Here is a 20,463-nt window from a genome sequence, read left to right on the forward strand (position 1 = left end):
ACACCCCCTTATCCTGGTTCCTTAGTAGCTGAAGCCCAGCGTCAGCCCCCAGGTCCGTGCGACTTCGCGGCTGGCGAAGGCAAACGGGCCCGTGATGACCTTGCGATAGAGCCGGCCATTGCTGTGGAAGGCATTCTGCACGAACGCCGACAGCGTGACGTTCTTGCGGTCGTCCAGTTCGTGACGATAGCCGATCGACGCGTCGACCGTCGCATAGGCGTCGATGAAATCGCGGTTCAGCCCCGTCGTATCGCGGATGACCGAGGTCGCGAATTTGTCGGTCCACTTGTAGTTGGCGTTGAGCAGGATCTCACCGCCCGTCGCCTCGACCGGAATGGTGGCGTCACCACCGAAGCTGACCGACCATTTCGGCGCGTAGCGCAGGTTACGCTGGTTGCGGATATCGACCCCGCCCGACAGGAAGGCATCATATTTGCCGTCGATATAGCCGACCGCCGCACGCAGGTTCAGCCAGCGGGTCGGCGCCAACTGGAATTCGCCCTCGACGCCCTGCAACGTCGCCGACGCCGCATTCTGCACCTGGGTCTGGGTGATCAGCGGATTGATCGGCGAGGCGGTGATCACCTCCTCTTGCTTGTTCTTATACTTGGCGCGGAAAACCGTGACATTGGCGCGGGCGCGGTTGTTCCAGAAGGTCGTGCGCAGGCCGGCTTCGTAGCTGTCGACCGTCTCGGGCTCATAGGGCCCGATTGCGGTGGTGACCGTCGCCCGGCTGTTCCATCCGCCCGAACGGTAGCCGCGCGACCAGCCGGCATAGATCATGATGTCCGGCGTGAAGCGATAGTCGACGGTGACGCGCGGAGTGAACTTGCTGAACGTCACCGACGGATCCGCGCAGGGCGCATAAGCCGAGGTCGCGTCCGGGCATTGACCGGTTATCGCACCCGTCGTCGGGTTGCGGAACTTGATGTAGAATTTCTTCTTCTCGTGTGTGTAGCGTCCGCCGAGGGTCAGGCGCAGCTTGTCGATCGGTTCGACATAGGCCTCCGCATAAGCGGCATAGGCGTCGAGGTCCTGGCCCGCGTCGAAGAATTGCGACCGGTTGCCCGTGACGATCGCCTGCTGCACGAGGTCGAACTCCGACTTCATGTAATAGAGGCCCGCGACGAAATCGACGGCACCGCCCAGGTCGCTGACCGCACGGACTTCCTGGCTGAACTGGTTCGCTTTCTGGTCACGCAGCGACACGAAGATGTGCGCGCCGTTCGCCAGTGGCGCGCCGCCCGTATTCTCGACGTTCAGCGCGTCCTTCTGCTTGGTGTAGTTGGTAATCGACTCGATCGACACGCCGTCGATCACATCCAGCTTGGCATTCAGCGTCACCGCCGTGTGCTTCAGCCGCGCCTCGAAGGGATAGTCGTCGAGCGCGAGCTTGTAGCCGCTGTCCTCGATCCGCTGGCCCTGGGTGCCGATACAGGCGCCGAAGGCGACGCAGAAGGTCTGGCCGGGCGCCGACAGCGGGACGAGGCTCGGATATCTCGACTTGTCGTTGATATGGTCGATTGACAGCGTGGCGTCGAAGGCCGAGCTCGGGTTGAAGCGCAGCGCCCCGAACAGCGAATAGCGATCGAGACCATCCTCGCGCTTGCCATCGCTGGCGCGTCGGGTGAAGCTTTCGCTGCGCTCGCGATAGCCGCCGATCTTCAGGCCGAGCACATCCTTGATGATCGGCGCGTTAGCCATCGCCTTATATTCGCGAACGCCATAGCTGCCGACCGTGATCTGGCCCTTCAGGCCCCAGTCCATCGTCGGCTTGGTACGCTTGATGCTGATCACGCCGCCGATCGTGTTGCGACCGAACAGCGTGCCCTGCGGACCGCGCAGAACCTCGACCGCGTCGATGTCGAACGTATCCATCATTGCGCCGGTGTTGGACGCCAGGAAGACACCATCGACAGAGACCGCCACCGCCGGCTCGAACGAACGATCGAGATCACCGAAGCTGATGCCGCGGATCGAAGCGGACATGCCGCCGCCGGTAAATGGATGCCGGCCAAGTTCGACGTTCGGCATGAAGCGCTCGATCGAATCGACGTCGGGAATGAAGGTACGCTCGATCATCGCGCCGTCCATCGCGGCGACCGCGACCGGCACCGACTGCAGCGACTCCGCGCGCTGGCGAGCGGTAACGATGATCTCCTCGATGCCTCCCGCATCGGTCGCCTGTGGCGACGTCTGCGCCCACGCCGGTCCCGCGGCGAGCGCCAATGCCGTGGTTGCGAGCAAAACCCCGTTTCTCATTTCAGACCATCCCCTTGCTATTTCTGGCTATGGAAAGCCGGCTCTCACCGGCGACGCGCACACTTCTCCGGTGAGCGCCGGCCATGCCGACGCCCCCCATCATTCAACTCGACACCTTCCCGATCCCGTCGCGCGACGCGCGCCGTCAGCGTCCCGTCCAGCGGGGCGCCCGCTTCTCGACGAAGGCGCGCGGCCCTTCCGCAAAATCCTCGCTGACCACCAGCCGCTCGAACGCCTGCCGGGTGGCGGCGATCGACACATCCTCCGGCACTTCGGCCGCCAGCCGGGCAACCTGCAGGCTCTCGCGAACGGCGATCGGCGCATTGGCACAGATCGCCCTGGCGAGGCCCAGCGCCGCTTCCAGAACCTGATCGGCCGGCACGACGCGGTTGACGAGGCCGAGTGCTTCGGCCCTGGCGGCACCGATCGGCTCGCCGGTCGCGATCATCTCGAGCGCGATGGCGCGCGGCAGCTGGCGCGGCAGACGATAGATCCCGCCGGCACCCGCGATCAGACCGCGCTTGACTTCGGGCAGCCCGACGATGGTCTCGGTCGACACCACGCGCAGATCGCAGGCGAGCGAGATTTCGAGCCCGCCGCCCAGCGCGCTGCCCTTCACCGCCGCGATCCAGGGCTTGACGCGCTTCGCCTCGACGAAACCCGCGAAGCCGCCGTCGGGCGTGCTGAGTTCGTCGGCACGGCCCGCGGCGACCTCGGCAAGATCGGCGCCCGCGCAGAAGGTCGGCCCCTCGGCCGATGTGATCACCACCGCCCAGATCGCGGGATCCGCCTCGGTCCGCTTGACGATCGCATCCAGGGCCCTCGCCACCGCGCCGTTCACGGCGTTGCGCTTGGCGGGCCGGTTGAGCGTCACGAGTCCGATATGTTGCTCGACGACTTCGAAAAGCACCACATCATCTTCGATATCGATCATTTCTCTCTCCAGACCAGAACAGGCGCAACACGCCCGACGCAGGGCAATCCATCGATGTCGGAAGAGCAGCTTTCGCCGGCGCACGACTTCGAAAGAAGCCGTAGCGTGCCTGGGCCTGCGCGCGATGCGCGGCTGGCGTCCTCTTCCTCGACTTGCCGGAACCTCCTGGGCACCCGGCTTATGATGGGACGCTAGGGTAGCGATGCCCATCGCGTCTAATATGTATCAGACCGTGTTTGAGACGATTTTGATATCAACGCCATTTGTGGCGACTTCACGTGCCAGCTGCCAGAGAGCACGCACCGCCGATCGATCGTCATTTTCGCGCCTGACCAGGTGGAGTGCGACGGTGAAGTCGGTGTCGGCCAAGGGCAACACGGTCAGATCGGGGCCGTGATTGGAGGCGGCATGCCATTCGCTCATCAGGACCGGGACATGCGAGCGCATCGCATGCTGCCTGATCCCGGCGAGCGAGGATTCGGGCAGCGGAAGGATTTCGATCCCATGCCGCGACAGGCGGGCGGCGATGCTGTCGTAGAAGATCGGGTTTATGTTGCGCCGAAAGCTGGCAATCTGCTGACCACGCAGGGAATCCAGCGAGATTTCCGGGCCCCAGGCGGCCGCCCTTTCCTTGTCGAGGAGCAGCGCCCAGCGAAAATGGGCAAGGTCGAGGACTTCGCAGCCATCGCGTTCGAACGGCCCGACCGTGAAGGCCAGATCGATCTCATGCCGCAACAGGCCATCGAGCAGTTGCGACGACCAGGCGTTGACGATCTCCATCTCGATCCGGGGATGACGGCGGAGGAAACGATCGAGCAGTGCTTCCCGGGCGGGTATCTCCGCCGAAAAATCGGGCGCCCCCAGTTTCAGCGACAGCGCCTGGTTGGCGCGCATCTCGTGTGCGGCCTCGGCGACCATGTTCGCGGCCTCGACATAGCTGCGGGCGGGTTTGAGAAAGGCATGCCCCTGATCGGTCAGCAGCACCCCGCGGTTCCTGTTGCGGAGGAACAGCTGGAAACCGATCTGTTCCTCCAGCTTGCGTATCTGGACCGACAGCCAGGGCTGCGCGACATGCAGCGTCTCCGCCGCCCTCGTAAAGGACAGGCTGTCGGCCACCGCGACGAACATGCGGACCTGCCGGATATCGATGGGCGTCATCTCTGTCCTCCCCGTCCGTGGGGCGCCGTTGGCCGGCGCCCTCCCGTCCGGTTATGGTCAGATCATCCGGACATCGTCCAGATTGCCAGACCATCGCCCCCTTTCGATACTATCCCTTTCGCGCCTATCGGCTGCGAATCCTCGGCCATCAGGAAGGCGACGGTTGCGCTGTCGGTCTCGGGCACCCGCGCCACGAAACGCGCCCCTTCAGCCGTGCGGCCGACGACTGTGGCGTGGCGCGGCTGGCCGTGCCGGTCGAAGGGTATGGTATATGTCTCGATCTCGCCCGGTCCTTCATAGTCGTCGAGCAGATCCGGCACGGGCCCGCGCCGCGCCTCGGCCAGCGCCTGGACATCATAATCCTGGGGGAAGGTCCCCGCCGGCACGGGCTCGCGGCTGAAGACCATCGAATGGCTATGCGTGGCATAGCCGCCATTGGCGACGATCAGACCATGACGCCCGCCTTCGCGCAGCTTCGCGACCATCCGCGCGGCCGCGTGCATCATGCAGTTGCCGATCGGGCCACCGCCGAAGGTCAGGCCGCCATAGACCGAACAGGGACGGTCTAGCGGCCAGTCGAGCGCGCGGCGCGCCAGCTTCGGCACGATCGGAAAGCAGGAATAGAGTTCGACATGATCGATATCCTGCGCAGCGACGCCATTGCGCTCGAGCGCGGCATGGACGGTCGTCTCGAGGCTCGCCGCCCGTGCATAGCTGTCGCGGCGGAGGAAATCCTCATCCTCATGCGCCGCGGCTCCCGCGCCGATATACACGAGCCGGCTCTCGTCAACGCCAAGTTCCCGTGCCTTGGCGAGGCTGGCGATGATCACCGCCGCACCCATGTTGACGCTCGAATTGGCCACCATCAGCTTGGTGTAAGGAAAGCTGACCATCCGGTTGTCGGGCGTCGCAGTGGCGATCGTCGCAGCATCGACGGGCTTCCTGATCCAGGCATAGGGATTGGCGGCGGCCACGGCGGCGAAGCCTTCGCCGATCTTGCCACTCTCCGCCTGCCCTTCGGCCAGCGATTGGCCCCAGGCGGCGCGCGCCGCATTTTCGTAGAGCGGGTAGACATCGATCGGGGTGAACAGGCCATGTTTCCGCGCGAGCGGCTTGGCATTGGCGAGGGCGACCTCGGCGATCGAGCTTTTCGGCGGTTCGCGTCCGGCGGCGATATCGGCCTGCGCCCGCTTGGCAGCCGTGCGCAGTGCTTCGGCCCCAACCGCGGCAGCAAGCGATATCTCGCCGCGTCCGATCAGATTGGCGGCATCGTTGATCAGCTTGATCGGTCCGTCGCCGCTCGCCTCGAAGGTCTTGAGCAGATGCGGGGGGCGACGTCCGAGCAGGGCAGCGACGCGCTCCTGCGGTGCCGGATCGGGGAAGGAAATCTCGTCCTCGACGCCCAGCCAGTCGAGGCTTTCGAGCAGGTCGACCCCGCTGTCCGCCTCGGCCTCCTCGAGCGCCGCCAGCATCAGCTCGAACGCATCGAGGCCCTCCAGATCGTTGGCCGGCCGGTCGAGCACCTCGCCAATACCGATGATTACGGGAATGCGGCTTTCGTCGACGCTGGAATTCATGCCTTCCTCCTCAATCACTATCTCTTGCGCGATCGCCCCGGGGCGTCCGCGTCGATCCGCTAGGCCGGTGATCGCTCGCCCCGCCCGAGCCCGGCGGCGAGCATTTGCTCGATCGCCGGATCCACGCCCTGCAGGACACCGGAGGCGAACAGCACCTCCGTCTCCGCCACCGACAGTCCCAGCCAATGCTGGACCACTTCTGCGCTATGCTGGCCCATCAGCGGCGCTGGCATGGCAGGCAAGGCTCGAACATTCCGGGAGTGCGCGTGAAACCGCTCGGCGATCACGTCTTCCTCGAGATAGGGATGGCGATCGACGCGAAACAAGCCGCGCTGCCGATAATAGGAAAAGCCCGGAAGATCGGCGATACGCAGCATCTGCGCGGCTGGGACACCCGCCTCCTGCAACAGCCGCATCGCTGCTTCGGCGTCCTGTGCCAGCATCCAGGCAGCCAGACCGGCCTCTATCTCCGCCCGTCGACGGAGCCGGCCGGCGCGCTGGGACAGATCCTCGTCCTCCAGCCAATCGGTTCGTCCCATGACTGCCGCCAGCGCGCGCCAGTCCGCATCCTGCCGGACGGTCACGACGCACCACTGGTCGTCGCCCTGTGCCTGAAACACGCCCCAGGGCGCGTCGACGGGCTCTTCCCAGCCCTCCGCTCCGGCCGCACGGGCCGCGATCTCCGCCGAGAAGTGGTCGAGCATCACATCGAGCTGCGAGATCGATGCCGTGCCGCCGCGCCCGGTCTTCGTGCGTCGATGCAGCAGAGCCAGGGTCGCGATGGCGCCATAGCGCGCCGCCGAATGATCCGGATAGATGGTGACCGCATCGCTATGGGCCGAAGGATCGTCGGGATAGCACCATTTGCTGGTAAGGCCCGACGCCGCGCGCACCAGCGGGCCATAGCCCATCCGCGCCGCCCAGGGGCCGTCCGATCCGAACGCGCTGCTGTCGATCATCACGATGCCGGGATTGACCGTCGCGATCGTCGCATGATCGAAGCCAAGGGCCTCCATCGTGCCCGGCTTGAAATTGGACAGGATTACATCGGCTTCCGCAGCAAGGCGCAGAAACAGCGCCTTGCCGTCCGGATGCCGCAGGTCGAGGCCCAGGCTGCGCTTGTTGCGGTGGCCCGCCGCGAAGCCGACCGACAATCCCGTCGGCAGATAGCTGTGCCGCGTGCCGTCGGGAAAGGCCGCGCTCTCGACCTTGACGACGTCGGCACCCAGATCGGCGAGCAGCCGCCCCTGCTCTCCTCCGACGACGATCACCCCCAGATCGAGCACCTTCAGGCCGGTCAGCGGCAATTCCGGCGTCGGACGTGCCGCGGTGGCTGCAGGCCGGCGCGCTGCAATGCCGGCATCCGCCCCGCCGGGTGCCGCACCGAATGCGATCGGGCTTTTCGGAAGCCGCAGGCGACGTCCGTCGGCCAGCGCGGCTTCCACAAGCACGCCCCGCGCCTGGACATGATCGGTCGCCAGACACTCCTCGAGTGTGAGCACGGCGGAGATCGGCACTCCTCGCGCCGCCCCCTCGGCCACGAGATCCGCCTTCGTGCGGACGGCGAAGAAGTCCGCCATCGCCTCCTGCAATGGTGCGGACGCCTGGCGCACGTCGAGGCGATTGAACTCCGGCCCGGCAAAGGCGGGCGGCGAGCCCATCCAGCGGAACATGTTCTGCCACTGGCGCGGCGCGAGGACGCAGATGCGGACTTTCCCATCGGCGCAGCTATGGATCGGATAGAGGGTCCCGGCAGCCGGACGCCCCGGGGGAAGCGCTGCGGCCGAGCGCCCGAGCGTGGCGCTGCCCGCTATCCCGAATCCCGGATCGAGCGCCTGCACCGCGCCGTCGAGAAGCGAGAAATCGATCCGGTCTCCCTGCCCTGTCCGCTGCGCCGCAAAGAGCGCAGACATCGCGACGAAAGCGCCTTGCGACATAGCGCATTCGAGCGCCAGCTCTCCCGGCGGTAGCAGCGGAGCGCGTCCCGCCACTCCCGATCGCGAAAGCTCGCTCGACAGGGCGTGAAGTACGGGATCCGTCGCCTGCCAGTCGCTATGCGCATTCCAGAGCCCGAACGGGCTGACCGTCATGCGGACGGCTCTTGTGGGAAGCGCAGCGTCCAGTTCCTCCGCGTTCATGCCGACGTCCACGGGCAGGGGGCTTGGCAGCAGCAGCAGATCGGCATCGGCCAGCAGTTCGATCCATTGCGTCGTGCGGGCGGCCGCAGTCTCGTCCAGCCACACGCGCTGTTTCCCGGCGTTCGCGACCTCTGCCGTCAGCGCCGCATTGCCGGCGACAGCGGGCACGTCGCGGCCGTCCCAGTCCGGCGACAGCACCCGCGCGCCGAGATCGGCGAAGATGCGGCCGATCTTGCCCAACCCTGCACCCAGCAGGTCGACGACCAAAAGACCGTCGAGCGGCCCTTCCGCCGACAGACCTTTTTCCTGGCGACTCATCGCCCTTCCCGACAGCTTGTGCTGCGCCGCATCCCGCTTCCCGACATATGTGTTTCTTTGTCGGAAGACTGCCGGGGACACGCCCGGACTGTCCAATACGCAATCCTTCACCGTTCATAACGGATTCTTATCAAGGGCGACGCCATAGCGGCCATGATCGGCCAGCGACGCCGAGGGACGTCGCACGGCTTGCACTATCCTCGACAACAGGCTGTCGGGCATCTGCCGATCTGAATGCATTTCGAGTAAGTTCCCGCAACGGCCCTCAGTGGCGCGGGACCTCACTGGTACGCCGACGACTTGGTCAAAGCTCTATACACATCATCGCGCCGTTGGTTGTCGGGGTGCACGATGTGGCCCGACCGGACTGCCCGCGCCGCGATTTGTCATCCGCCTCTATCGTCGCCTGCCATATGCGGAAAGTCTCTGCCCGGGCCTTTGCCTCGGTCATAGGCTCCGCCGTGCCCTGCGATTTTTCGAAATTTTCGATGAGCTCGTCAAAATAGGCAAAAAAGGCCAGCACCGGACCAGAGTTACGGAGATCGCCTTTGGCGGCATAGGCCGACTTCACGCACGCGCCATATTCCGCAAATGGCCGTTGGTCCTGGCATTGCGCAAACACTTCGGCCATGCTTTTCGCCTCTGCATCGGTTGATATGCCGACCAGAGATAAGACCGCTGCCGCTGCCAATATTGCTCTTCGCATAGCCGCTCCCTCACCTCCGATGGCGACAGAATGCCGTCTCGATCGGCCAATTCCAATGCGAATGGCTCAACCAATCCGTTTTGGATCAATCGCCGATCTTGTCGGCGATTGCCGATCCAGGCGAGGCGTATATCATTTGAATGTGTCGCGTGAACGTGTCGAGCCCGGCGACGAGAAGCCTCTGGGAGTGCCTTATATGACCGGCGAAATGGCTGGCGCACGACCTTATAGAAACCTCTTACTTTTCAGAAGTTTCTGGCGGAGACGGAGGGATTCGAACCCTCGGTACCAGATTTACCGGTACGGCGGTTTAGCAAACCGCTGGTTTCAGCCACTCACCCACGTCTCCGGGTCGGCAGAGGCCGGGCTATAGCGGGCGGGTGCGGCGGGATCAACAGGCTCCGTCAGCAAAATTTCGCCAGTAATATTCAGGTGGGCGTTCATTGCAGCGACAGCCAAAAGACGCTTTAAGGCGGGCAGCCGAGGCAGATATCCGGAGGATGGGATGTTCAAGAACATGACGCTGGGTTTCAGCGCGGCGATTGCCATGGCGATGTCGGCGACGGCCCAGGCGCAGGTCCGGACGATGGATCCGAACCAGGCGAGCGATCTTGCCGCCGTGCCGGCCAGCGAAGCCAATTACGGAACGACCGTCAGCGCACCTGCTTCGGCCCCTGCGATGGATCCTGCTGGCGAACCCGCCCCGGGCGATATGGCACCGGCTGCGGACGCCGTACGCGTCGAAGGCGGCGCCATGCCCAATTCCACCCGCGCCCAGGCTGTCGAGGCGGTCGAAGGCGGGACCTATGCCCAGGACGACGTGCTGAGCGCGGCCGAGGGAACCTTTGGCAAGGGTGCGCAGGGTCTCGCCAAGCTTATCGAGAAGATCTTCGCCGAGCAGGGCAAGCCCAATGCCTATATTGCAGGCCGCGAGGCCGGCGGCGCGGTCATCGTCGGTGTCCGTTATGGTTCGGGCACGCTATTCCACAAGGTAGAGGGGCAGCAGCCGATCTACTGGACCGGGCCTTCGCTCGGCTTCGATCTCGGCGCCAACGGCGCGAAAAGCTTCGTGCTTGTCTATAATCTCTACGACAGCGCCGATATCTTTCAGCGTTTCCCGGCCGTCGAGGGTACCGCCTATGTTATCGGCGGCTTCACCGCGACCTATTTGCGCCGCGGCGACGTCGTACTGATCCCGATCCGCCTCGGCGTCGGCTGGCGGCTCGGCGTCAATGTCGGCTATATGAACTTCACCAAGAAGTCGAAGATGCTGCCCTTCTGAGGTGCGCTCGCGACATCCGACAGGCTTGGCGCCGCCGTGGTTCCCGACCCGGCGGCGCTTTGCGTTTCAGGGCAGAGCGATCAGGGAAATCTGCCGGCCATAGCCGGGCTCGCCCCGGTGGGTAGCGCGGCGGAAGCTGAAGAAGCGGTCGGGCTGCGCGTAGGTGTCCTCGCCCAGCGCGATCACCCGCCCCACCCCCGCCGCCGCCAGGCGATGCGCGACATAGGCCTCGATATCGAACTGGGCATGGCCGAGCCGGCGGCCATCGGCAAAGAAGCGTTCATTCTCCGGATCGGCATCGGTGAACCGCGCGACGAAGGCCTCGTCGACCTCATAGGAGGACCGCGCGATGCAGGGCCCGATCGCGGCAACGATCCGCGCGCGATCGGCGCCCAGGGCCACCATCGCATCGAGCGTCCGGTCGGTCACGCCAGTTATGGCCCCTTTCCATCCGGCATGGGCCGCCCCGACCACAGCCGCTTCGCGATCTGCGAACAGCACCGGCACGCAATCCGCCGTCAATATGCCGAGCAGCAACCCCGGCGTCGCGGTCACCAATGCGTCGGCATGGGGGCGGGCATCATCGGGAAACGCCTCCGTCACCGTCACCACATCGGGTGAATGCACCTGGTGCAGCGTGACCAGGCGATGGCCGGGTGCGACCGCCTCCACCGCGCGGCGGCGGTTCTCGAGAATCGCGCCGCGATCGTCGTCGGAGCCCAGACCGACATTCAGGCCGGCGTGGATGCCCTCCGAAACACCCCCCTCACGACCTAGAAAGCCATGGGCCAGGCCGGCAAGCGCTGCGACCCGGATGGGAATGGGACGATCGCTCATACGGTCGGCTTCTGCGTGAAGCCTGCGGCGACGATGCCGGGCGTTTCCTCTACCTCCACCCGGTCGACGCGGCTCGCCGGAGATCCTCGGTGGCAACGCTCGATGAAGGCTTCGACCTGCGTCGATACGCCGCTGACGACCGCCTCCACCGACCCGTCGAGCCGGTTGCGGACCCAGCCGGCGAGGCCGAGATCGTTCGCTTGCTCGACCGTCCAGGCGCGGAACCAGACGCCCTGCACCTTGCCCGATATCCGGACCCGGCGGGCGATCCGCGCCTCGGTCCCGGTCACGCGCCGACCTGGGCGCGGTGGAGCAGCTTCTGGTCGGCAAGGACGAGCGCCACCATCGCCTCCAGCACCGGCGCGGCGCGGATGCCGACGCAGGGGTCGTGGCGCCCCTTGGTGCGGATGTCGGCGGCCTGCCCGTCGCGCCCGATGGTCTCGACCGGGGTCAGGATGGACGAGGTCGGCTTCAGAGCGATCCGTACGATCAGCGGCTGCCCGGTCGAAATGCCACCGGCGACGCCGCCTGCGTGATTGGCAAGGAACTCCGGCTGGCCGTCCGGGCCGGGGCGCATCGGATCGGCATTGGTCTCTCCGGTCAGCCGTGCCGCCTCGAACCCGTCGCCGATCTCGACGCCCTTGACCGCGTTGATCGACATGCAGGCCGACGCCAGCTCGCTGTCGAGCTTGGCATAGAGCGGCGCGCCCCAGCCTGCAGGCAGCCCCTCGGCGACACATTCGACGATCGCACCGACCGACGAGCCGGCCTTGCGCGCCTCGTCGACGATCTTTTCCCACCGTGCGGCGGCCGCCCTGTCGGGGCAGAAGAAGGGATTTTCGTCGATTGCGGCATCGTCAAACGCTGCACGGTCGATCGCATCGCCGCCAAGCTCGGTCAGATAGGCGCGGATGCGAACCTCTGGGATGACGAGCCGCGCCACGGCCCCCGCCGCCACGCGCGAGGCCGTCTCGCGCGCCGAACTGCGCCCGCCCCCGCGATAGTCGCGAAAGCCATATTTGGCGTCATAAACATAATCGGCATGGCCGGGCCGATAGGCGAGCGCGACTTCGGAATAGTCCTTCGACCGCTGGTCGACATTTTCGATCATCAGGCTGATCGGCGTGCCCGTCGTCCTGCCCTCGAAAACACCGGACAGAATGCGGACCTGATCGGGCTCCTGCCGCTGGGTGGTGAAGCGCGACGTTCCGGGCCGGCGCTTGTCGAGCCAGGGCTGGATAAGCGCCTCGCTGATCTCCAGCCCCGGGGGGCAGCCGTCGACCATCGCGCCGATCGCGGGGCCATGGCTTTCGCCCCAGGTGGAAAAGCGAAAGACGCGGCCGAAGCTGTTGAAGGACATCAGAGCGCCTCCGTCCGGCGCGCGCCGCGCGATGATGTTCGTGCCTGCAGCCCGTTCATGATGCTTGTCTCTGTTCCGTTCATTCGGGGCCGCTGCACGCGGCCCCCTTTCGTTCAGGCCAGCGCGATGTCAGGCGCGTCCTCGGCCTTCATGCCGATCACATTATAGCCGGCATCGACATGATGGATCTCGCCGGTTACGCCGGAGGCGAGGTCGGACAGGAGATAGACCCCCGCGCCGCCCACATCCTCGATCGTCACGTTGCGACGAAGCGGAGAATTATATTCGTTCCACTTCAGGATGTAGCGGAAATCGCCGATGCCGCTGGCCGCCAGCGTCTTGATCGGCCCCGCAGAAATGGCGTTGACGCGAATATTCTCCGGTCCGAGGTCCATCGCCAGATATTTGACGCTGGTCTCCAGCGCCGCCTTGGCCACGCCCATGACATTGTAATGGGGCACGACCTTTTCTGCGCCGTAATAGCTGAGCGTAAGGATCGATCCGCCCTCGGCCATCATCGGTCGGGCCCGGCGGGTCACCGCGACGAAGCTATAGGCGGAGATGTTCATCGTCAGCAGGAAGTTCTCGAGGCTGGTGTCGACGAACTTGCCGCGCAACTCGTTCTTGTCCGAGAATCCGATGGCATGGACGAGGAAGTCGATCTTCGGCCAGCGCGCCGCGAGGGTTGCAAAGGCCGCGTCGACCCCTTCGGCCGTCGAGACGTCGCACTCGATCAGGAAGTCGGAGCCGACCTGCTCGGCCAGCGGGCGCACACGCCGCTCAAGCGCTTCGCCCTGATAGCTGAAGGCCATCTCGGCACCCTGAGCGTGAAGCGCCTTTGCGATGCCCCAAGCCAGCGAGCGATCATTGGCGAGGCCCATGATCAGCCCGCGTTTCCCCATCATCAAACCGGCCACGACAACTCCCTTATTCGTTCGGCGCGGCTTCCTTTACAGAAGTTTCCGGGGTTTCGGCTAGAGCCGCGTTGAGATGGGCGCCAAAGACGAGGCCGAGCCCCACCAGCCAGAAGAAAAGCAGGGTCACAATAACGCCGGCCAGGCTACCATATGTCCGCCCGTAGCCACCGAAAGCGCTCACGACGATCGGCAACAGCATCGTCACCGCCATCCACCAGCTGCCCGTGAACAGCGCCCCCGGCCATTTCGGGCAAGCCGCCAGCCGATAGCGGGCCGGCGCCAGCACGGTGAACAGCGCATAGAGGGCGCCGATGAGCATCGCCAGCGGTGCCAGACGGGACACGCCGATCAGGGCGGTGATTCCCTTGGCGAAAGGCAGCAGCCTTACGACGAACTGCTCGACGCCGGTCAGGACGACCTGCGCACTGAACGCCGCCATCGCCATGATCACCGAAGTGACGATGATCAGGATGCTGCCAGCCCGATAATGCCAGAAGCTCTTGCTCGGTTTCACGCCATAAGCGCGATAGAGAATATCGCGGATCGTCTCGACGAAGCTCCCTACGGTCCACAGACCGATCAGCGCACCGAACCAGAGCAGCGTGCCCTGGTTGTTTGCCGCAAGCACATCGTTGATCGGCTGCGCGACGAGATCCCGAACCGAGGGGGGGACCGTTGCGAGAAAGCCATAGACAGCCTGCTGCACATCGGGCGTCCGACCGACGAGTTGCGCCAGCGCGGCCATGACGATGAAGAAGGGAAACATCGTCAACAGCGCGAGATAAGCGATGTTGCCGGCATGGATGAACCCGTCCGAATAGACGCCGATCGCGGCGCGCTTGAGCACCAGGAAGATTCGACCGCCGGGGCGGAGCTGGTCGAGATGGGTTTCGAGGGGGCGTTGGCGGCGGGCTTCGGGGGATTCATCCTGCATCGTGAAACCGTCCCGAAACCCCTGCCGTCACTCGCCCGTTCCTTCGCCTATTCGAACTGGGCCCGCGGATTGCGCTGGCCCTTGCCGCTCCAGCGCTCGACAAAGGCTTCCAGTTCCGCGTCTCCCTGCGGAATGTCGATCATGACCGTGACCAGCTGATCGCCGCGGCTGCCATCCTTGCGGTGGAAGCCCTTGCCTTTCAGGCGCAGCGTCTTGCCCGAGGCCGTCCCTTTCGGAATGGCCAGCATGACCGCACCGTCCACGGTGGGCACGCGCACCTTTTCTCCCAGAACCGCCTCTTCCAGCGCGACCGGCAGGTCCAGCCTGACATCGTCGCCATCACGAATGAAAAAGCGGTGCGGACGCACTTCGACCGTGACGATCGCGTCGCCCCTGCCACCCGGGCCCTCGTCGCCTTGGCCGGCGAGCCGCATCTGCGTCCCGGTCTCGACGCCATTGGGCAGCTTGACGTCGATCGTCTTTCCGCTGGGCAGGCTGATCCGTTGGGGCTTCAGCGCGGCGGCATCCTCGAACGGAACGCTGAGCTTATAGGACACATCGGCGCCGCGCAGCGGGCGCCCGCCGCCTTGCGTACCGAAACCGCCAAAGCCGCCCCGCCGGCCAGCCCCCGGCCCGGCGCCCGCCCCGCGCGAACGGCCGAATATGCCTTCAAATATGTCGCCGAAGTCGGCGCCGTCGCCGAAGTCGAAGCTCGCGCCGCCGGGGCCGGCACCGGGATTGAACCCGCCGCCGCCGCGCCCACCGAAGCCGAACGGACCGCGCGGATTACCCTGTTCGTCGATTTCCCCTCGATCATATTGCGCACGCTTGTCGCGATCGGACAGCAGGTCATAGGCCGCCGTCACCTCCGCAAAGCGCTCGGCCGCCTTCGGATTGTCCGTATTACGGTCCGGGTGCAGCTCTTTCGCGAGCTTGCGATAGGCCTTCTTGATCTCGGCCTCGTCCGCGCCGCGCTTCAGCCCAAGCATCGAATAGAGATCAGCCATCGTCGTCGTCGTCATCCTAACGTCGCACCTGTTGCAAAAATGCCACAAGTGAGATGTGTACCGTCTTGCCGTTCCGCAAGAGAAAAATTGATGGACCGGACGGCAACTTGCCCGGCATCGCCCGCGTTCTGGGGCCAGATCGACCCAACTGCAAGCGAGTTGCCTGACCCATGGCGCCTTTCCCCTGTCCGAACTGCCACCGCCCCTTGCATTTCGAGGCAAGGATCTGCCCAAGCTGCGGGTTCACGCTCGGCTATGATCCCGATAGCGACGGCTTCCTCTTTCTTGGCGATGGGGCGACGACGTGGCGCGACGCAACGGGCCAACCGCATGCGGTCGCCGTCTGCGCCAATAATGACGATCATGGCGTGTGCAACTGGCTCGTCCCTGCGGCCGACGAAACGCCCTATTGCCGCGCGTGCCGCCACAACCGGACTATTCCCGATCTCAGCATTCCCTCCGTTCCGGAACGCTGGGCGCGGATAGAGGCCGCCAAAAGGCGTCTGTTCCACACCCTGCTCAAGCTCGGCCTTCCGCTGGAAACCAAGGCAGAAGAAATCGGGAAGATACAGGGGCTTGCCTTCGACTTCCTCTATGACCCCTCAGCCGAGGAGAGAGGCGAACCGCAAGTCTATACCGGCCATGACGACGGGCTGATTACCCTCAACCTGATCGAGGCCGACGACGCCGAACGCGAGCGGGCGCGCACGCGGATGGGCGAGCCTTATCGTACCCTGCTCGGCCATTTCCGTCACGAGGTAGGTCATCATTACTGGTCGCGGCTCGTCGAGATCGATCCGGCCGAACTCGAGGTATGCCGCGCGGTCTTCGGCGACGACCGCATCGATTATGCACAGGCGCTTGCCGATCACTATGCCGCGGGCGGATCGAAGATCTGGACCGACGAGCATGTGAGCTATTACGCGACGTCGCATCCCTGGGAGGATTTTGCCGAAACCTTCGCGCATTATCTGCACATGGTCGATACGCTCGCCTCGGTGCGCGGATTCGACATGCGAATGGCACCACTCGACGGCCCCGACGCCACCCCCGCCGGAGAAATCGACTTCGACCCCTATCGGGCATCGACCGAGGCGCTGGGGCAGCAGATGCTTCCCTGGAGCTTTGCGCTCAACACGATCAACCGCAGCATGGGTCAACCCGACCTCTATCCCTTCCATCTGTCGCCCGCGGTCACGGCCAAGATCGATTATGTGAACCGGCTGATCGCCAAGGCGTCCGGCAGATCGATCGCCTGATATGCTGAACATCCTGCGCGTGGCCGCACGCGACCGGGAGCGGCTCGCGGAGATACTGGCCGTCGCGTCACGCTTCGGGCTGGGGCTGTTGCTGGCCCGGCTCGGCCTCGACCGCAGCACGTCGGGCGACGATGCGGCCGGTGCCGATGATCTGCCTCGCCGCACGCGCCTCGCCTTCGAGGCGCTGGGCCCGACCTTCGTGAAGCTCGGCCAGATCCTTGCGACGCGCAGCGACCTGCTTCCGCCCGAATGGATCAGCGAGCTCGAACGCCTCCACAGCCAGGCGCCAACGCTCCCGTTCGAGCAAATTCGAAATCTGGTCGAACAAGCCCTTGGCGAATCTCCCGAAACAGCCTTCGCCTCATTCGAGACCACTCCGCTTGCGGCAGCCTCGATGGCCCAGGTTCACCGGGCGACGATATATGATGGCCAGGCGGTGGTTCTGAAGATCCGGCGTCCGGGAATCGACCGGCAGATGCGTGCCGACGTGCGGCTCCTCGCGCAGCTTGCCGCGATGGCCGAGGCGAGCAACGCGGAGATACGCCGCTATGCGCCGACCGATCTCGTCCGCAGCCTGGCGGACGCCATCCTCGAGGAATTGGACTTCGCGAATGAAGGGCGCAACGCGGAGCGGCTACGCGACGACTTCCGCGACGATCCCCGCGTGGTGATACCGGCGATCCACTGGCAGTGGACCTCCGAGACACTGCTGGTGATGGATCATGTCGACGGCGTACCGCCCCGCAGTGGCGAGACACTGCGCGCGGCCGGCATTGATCCGGGCGCGATCGCGGAGCTCGGCGCCGATCTGGTTCTCGACATGGTGCTGATCAACGGACGCTTTCACGCCGACCCGCATCCCGGAAACCTGCTCTGCCTGACCGGAAACCGGATCGCACTGCTCGACCTCGGCATGCTCGGCCATGTCTCGCCGAAACGTCGGGAGGAGTTCATCGATTTCGTGCGCTCCATTACGGCGTCCGACCCCGACGAAATAGCCAATGTGTTGCAGCGCTGGTCGACGGGCACGGTGCCGGCGGGGAATATTCGGCGCACGGCCGAACGCCTTATCGCGCGGCATGGCGGGCAGAGGATCCTGCTTGCTGCGATGGTCGCCGATTTCATGACGCTGATGCGCCAGGAAAAGCTCGTCCTGCCCGCCGATCTCCTGCTGATCTTCAAGGCGCTGATGACGATCGACGGCGTTCTGTCCGCAATCGTCCCCGATTTCGATCTCTCGCAGGCAATCGAGAGATCGAGCCTGCGCATTGCGATGCATCGTCTGTCCCCTGCGCGCTGGGAGACGACCCTCCAGTCGGTCGGGCGCGAACTGCTGCGAGCGGGCGATGATGCGCCAAGGCTGATCCGGGCGGCGGTCGCGCGTCTCGAGGCCCCGGTGCCGGAGACGGGGCCCGATCCTTCGCGAGTGGCCATCGTCTCTGCGCTGCGCTGGTTGGCAGCAGCCGTCTTCGCCGGCTCGGCGCTGATCGCGGCAGCGATCGGCCTCCGCTAAGCTGCGCGGTCAGGCCGGTGCGAACCTCCTCAGCCGCGCCGAAAGCCGTTCACGCACCAGCGCGTTGAGGCGGCGCAGCCGCAGCAGCCGCAGACCGCTCGGCGTGCGGCGCGACAGCTCGGAGCGAATCTCTTCTTCGATACGGTGGCGGATGTCGGTCAGGCGGTACATCATTGCAGACATGGTCAGTTCCCTTCGATGGTCATCGATCGGGGGAGCTGTGGCGGGCAAATAGACTGGACCCGGCATCGAGATCACCCGATGCGGTCCGACATCGCGATCCCGCAGGATCGCCAGAGGGGCCCGGCCCGCTTTTCGAAGATGGGGCACGCTTTCCCGGAGTCAAGGACCGGCGCGCAACGACGCTGCGTAATTGTAAACCAGCTGCACATTACAGTCGTTTACATCTGCTTCAGCGTGGAGCTGCTAGAGTGGCGTCCACCCCGATATTGGGCGCAGCGCAGGAGCTTTGCCGTGTTCAACGACCCGATCATCCAGTGGGGCGCCCTGTCGCTCTTCGGGTCGGTCATTGTCGGCTGGGTCGTGATCGCGGTCGTCCACGAGTGGCGCGAAAAGCGCCGCCGGCGCTACGCGCGCGGCTTTCGCGCCATGAAATCGCCCGCCCAGGTTCAGCGCGAACGCGCCCAGCGCGCCCGCTGGGGCAATTCGGAGCCCCCTTTGCGCGACTAAGTATCGCCGGAAACAGGCTCGCATCACTCCCCCTCCCCGGCTAACAAGACCCCGGGGAGTCGTTGGGGGTACGAAACATGAAGGCTATCAAGCGCTCTGCGCCCATGCTGCTGCTGCTCGTCGCTGCCTGCGCGGGTACGGGCACGATGCGGACCGCATCGGCGGTTCCGGCAGCGACATGCGGCAAGGGAGCGGACTCGGTCGAGAGCCCGCCGGGCAAGGTCTGGTGGGACGCCAATCGCTGGCGCTTCGCCGATGACGAGGCTGCGACCAAAGCCTATGCGCTTCTTGTCGGTGGCGCTTCGCCCTGGCCCGACTGGTACAGCGCCTATGACAGCGTGTTGCCGGCCGGCACCCGCTTCCAGATGGCGATCGGCGGGACGCAGACCCCGGAAATGCCGGGCAACTTCGGTACGTTCGACCGGATCACCAGCGTGGAAGACGTGCGCGAACGCCTGGCCGTTCGCGACGACTGGAAGCCGCAGGTCGATCGGGTCGTCACCTATGAGGTGGTCACGCCGGTCCCGGTCAAGATCGGCCCGATCGGGCCGCAGGTCGATCCGAAGAGCTGCCGCTACCTCGCTGGCCGCTGGTCGCAATTCCAGGCGATGGTCCCGCGCGGCACGCTCTTTTCGCACCTCAAGGTCGTCGAAGTCCGTCCGATCCGCTGATCCCGGCGGCGACCTCGATCAGCGCCAGCAGCGTCGGCGCGCGGTTGGCGGATAGCCAGGCGAGCCCGGTCTCCAGCATGGGAGCCGGCCCGGCCAGCTCCAGATAGCGCGTGCCCGTGCGGGCAAGGTGGCGCATCGAGCTCGGCACCAGCGCCATGCCCATGCCCGCAGAGACGAGGCTGACGATCGTTTGCATCTGGATCGCCTCCTGCCGGATCGCGGGCTCGCGGCCCTGTGCGCGGTAGAAGCCCATCACCAGCTCGTGAAAGTCGGGCGACACGCGTGCGGGGAACAGCAACAGCGGCTCGTCCATCCAGCCATGGCCCAGGATGCGCCCCCGCTCGATCGAGAGGCGCTCCTCCTCGACCCAGGCCTCGGGAACGGCCGCGATCAGCGGCTCATGCAGCAACGGCCGATAGCTAAGCCGCGCCGGCAAGGCTGAAAGGCTGGGGATGATGATCCCTGCATCGGCCTGCCCCTCCAGCAAGGCGTCGATCTGCACATCGCTCGTCGCTTCCTGCAACGAAATGCGCACGTCGGGAAAAGCGGCGGCATAACGCTGCACGATCGTGGGAAGGACGCTGTAATCGGCGGTGCTGACGAAGCTCAGCGACAGCCGCCCCGCCTGCCCGGCAAGCAGCCGCCGAGCGGCATCCGCCAGCCCGTCGATCGCCGCAACCGCCGGCCGCACCTCGTCGAGCCACTGGCGCCCGAACGGCGTCAGCGCGACACTGCGGCGCGACCGCAGGAACAGGCTGGCGCCCAGTTCGCGTTCCAGCGCGAGGATCGACTGGCTCAGCGGCGGCTGCGTCATGCCGAGCCGCTCGGCCGCGCGCCCGAAGTGGAGCGTTTCGGCGACCGTCAGAGAGTGACGAAGCTGCCGGATATCCATCATATCTC

At 65.4% G+C, this 20,463-nt stretch carries 19 protein-coding genes and 1 tRNA gene; 5 read left to right on the top strand and 15 right to left on the bottom strand.

What is annotated here, in order from left to right; all coding sequences use genetic code 11:
• Positions 1-21 precede the first annotated feature (21 nt).
• The 7 genes from G6P88_RS03300 to G6P88_RS03330 form a co-directional block, all read right to left on the bottom strand.
• The gene (locus G6P88_RS03300) at positions 22-2,262 is read right to left on the bottom strand and encodes a TonB-dependent receptor (protein ID WP_165321821.1); all 2,241 of its coding nucleotides are present in this window, start codon (positions 2,260-2,262) and stop codon (positions 22-24) included.
• A 145-nt stretch (positions 2,263-2,407) separates the two neighbouring features.
• Positions 2,408-3,196 carry an enoyl-CoA hydratase-related protein gene (locus tag G6P88_RS03305; RefSeq protein ID WP_165321822.1) on the bottom strand — a complete coding sequence of 263 codons (789 nt, stop codon included), beginning with the start codon at positions 3,194-3,196 and terminating at the stop codon, positions 2,408-2,410.
• 225 nt (positions 3,197-3,421) lie between these two features.
• Positions 3,422-4,354: a LysR family transcriptional regulator gene (locus G6P88_RS03310; protein WP_165321823.1), complete on the bottom strand. Its 933-nt coding sequence runs from the start codon at positions 4,352-4,354 to the stop codon at positions 3,422-3,424.
• A 62-nt stretch (positions 4,355-4,416) separates the two neighbouring features.
• Positions 4,417-5,931, bottom strand: coding sequence for an acetyl-CoA acetyltransferase (locus G6P88_RS03315; RefSeq protein WP_165321824.1), 1,515 nt, complete (start codon positions 5,929-5,931; stop codon positions 4,417-4,419).
• 59 nt (positions 5,932-5,990) lie between these two features.
• Positions 5,991-8,387, bottom strand: a complete 2,397-nt coding sequence (locus G6P88_RS03320; protein ID WP_165321825.1) for a CaiB/BaiF CoA-transferase family protein — start codon at positions 8,385-8,387, stop codon at positions 5,991-5,993.
• 304 nt (positions 8,388-8,691) lie between these two features.
• Positions 8,692-9,018: a hypothetical protein gene (locus G6P88_RS03325; protein WP_165321826.1), complete on the bottom strand. Its 327-nt coding sequence runs from the start codon at positions 9,016-9,018 to the stop codon at positions 8,692-8,694.
• 331 nt (positions 9,019-9,349) lie between these two features.
• Positions 9,350-9,442: transfer RNA gene (locus G6P88_RS03330), tRNA-Ser, on the bottom strand.
• A 156-nt stretch (positions 9,443-9,598) separates the two neighbouring features.
• Here G6P88_RS03330 and G6P88_RS03335 point away from each other — a divergent pair.
• Positions 9,599-10,375, top strand: a complete 777-nt coding sequence (locus G6P88_RS03335) for a DUF1134 domain-containing protein (RefSeq protein ID WP_165321827.1) — start codon at positions 9,599-9,601, stop codon at positions 10,373-10,375.
• 66 nt (positions 10,376-10,441) lie between these two features.
• Here the strand turns inward: G6P88_RS03335 and pgeF are convergent, their stop codons facing one another.
• From pgeF to G6P88_RS03365, 6 genes are all read right to left on the bottom strand, one after another.
• Positions 10,442-11,212 carry a peptidoglycan editing factor PgeF gene (gene pgeF, locus G6P88_RS03340; protein WP_165321828.1) on the bottom strand — a complete coding sequence of 257 codons (771 nt, stop codon included), beginning with the start codon at positions 11,210-11,212 and terminating at the stop codon, positions 10,442-10,444.
• A complete protein-coding gene (locus tag G6P88_RS03345; protein ID WP_165321829.1) occupies positions 11,209-11,502 on the bottom strand; it encodes an acylphosphatase in 294 nt (97 codons plus the stop codon). Before G6P88_RS03345 ends, pgeF begins: the two co-directional genes overlap by 4 nt.
• Positions 11,499-12,572 carry a chorismate synthase gene (gene aroC, locus G6P88_RS03350; RefSeq protein WP_165321830.1) on the bottom strand — a complete coding sequence of 358 codons (1,074 nt, stop codon included), beginning with the start codon at positions 12,570-12,572 and terminating at the stop codon, positions 11,499-11,501. The genes G6P88_RS03345 and aroC overlap by 4 nt, the downstream gene beginning before the upstream one ends.
• Before the next feature lie 113 nt (positions 12,573-12,685).
• Entirely contained in the window at positions 12,686-13,489 is an 804-nt protein-coding gene (gene fabI / locus G6P88_RS03355) for an enoyl-ACP reductase FabI (protein ID WP_165321831.1), read from the bottom strand.
• Positions 13,490-13,499: 10 nt separating this feature from the next.
• Entirely contained in the window at positions 13,500-14,423 is a 924-nt protein-coding gene (locus G6P88_RS03360) for a YihY/virulence factor BrkB family protein (RefSeq protein ID WP_165321832.1), read from the bottom strand.
• 47 nt (positions 14,424-14,470) lie between these two features.
• Complete coding sequence (locus G6P88_RS03365; protein ID WP_206335921.1) at positions 14,471-15,430, bottom strand: DnaJ C-terminal domain-containing protein; 960 nt, start codon at positions 15,428-15,430, stop codon at positions 14,471-14,473.
• A 170-nt stretch (positions 15,431-15,600) separates the two neighbouring features.
• On the opposite strand from G6P88_RS03365, the gene G6P88_RS03370 reads away from it, so the two are divergent.
• Both G6P88_RS03370 and G6P88_RS03375 read left to right on the top strand, forming a co-directional pair.
• The gene (locus G6P88_RS03370) at positions 15,601-16,689 is read left to right on the top strand and encodes a zinc-binding metallopeptidase family protein (protein WP_165321834.1); all 1,089 of its coding nucleotides are present in this window, start codon (positions 15,601-15,603) and stop codon (positions 16,687-16,689) included.
• Position 16,690: 1 nt separating this feature from the next.
• Positions 16,691-18,202 carry an ABC1 kinase family protein gene (locus tag G6P88_RS03375; protein WP_165321835.1) on the top strand — a complete coding sequence of 504 codons (1,512 nt, stop codon included), beginning with the start codon at positions 16,691-16,693 and terminating at the stop codon, positions 18,200-18,202.
• Positions 18,203-18,211: 9 nt separating this feature from the next.
• On the opposite strand, the gene G6P88_RS03380 is transcribed toward G6P88_RS03375, so the two are convergent.
• Entirely contained in the window at positions 18,212-18,385 is a 174-nt protein-coding gene (locus G6P88_RS03380) for a hypothetical protein (protein ID WP_165321836.1), read from the bottom strand.
• 291 nt (positions 18,386-18,676) lie between these two features.
• Between G6P88_RS03380 and G6P88_RS03385 the strand changes: the two genes are divergently transcribed.
• Together G6P88_RS03385 and G6P88_RS03390 are read left to right on the top strand one after the other, a co-directional pair.
• Entirely contained in the window at positions 18,677-18,892 is a 216-nt protein-coding gene (locus G6P88_RS03385; RefSeq protein ID WP_226946706.1) for a hypothetical protein, read from the top strand.
• A 77-nt stretch (positions 18,893-18,969) separates the two neighbouring features.
• Entirely contained in the window at positions 18,970-19,563 is a 594-nt protein-coding gene (locus tag G6P88_RS03390; RefSeq protein ID WP_165321837.1) for a hypothetical protein, read from the top strand.
• Here G6P88_RS03390 and G6P88_RS03395 read toward each other — a convergent pair.
• Entirely contained in the window at positions 19,532-20,455 is a 924-nt protein-coding gene (locus tag G6P88_RS03395; RefSeq protein ID WP_165324873.1) for a LysR family transcriptional regulator, read from the bottom strand. The genes G6P88_RS03390 and G6P88_RS03395 overlap by 32 nt on opposite strands.
• Positions 20,456-20,463: the final 8 nt, after the last annotated feature.

This window comes from Rhizorhabdus phycosphaerae (assembly GCF_011044255.1).
Taxonomy (GTDB): domain Bacteria; phylum Pseudomonadota; class Alphaproteobacteria; order Sphingomonadales; family Sphingomonadaceae; genus Rhizorhabdus; species Rhizorhabdus phycosphaerae.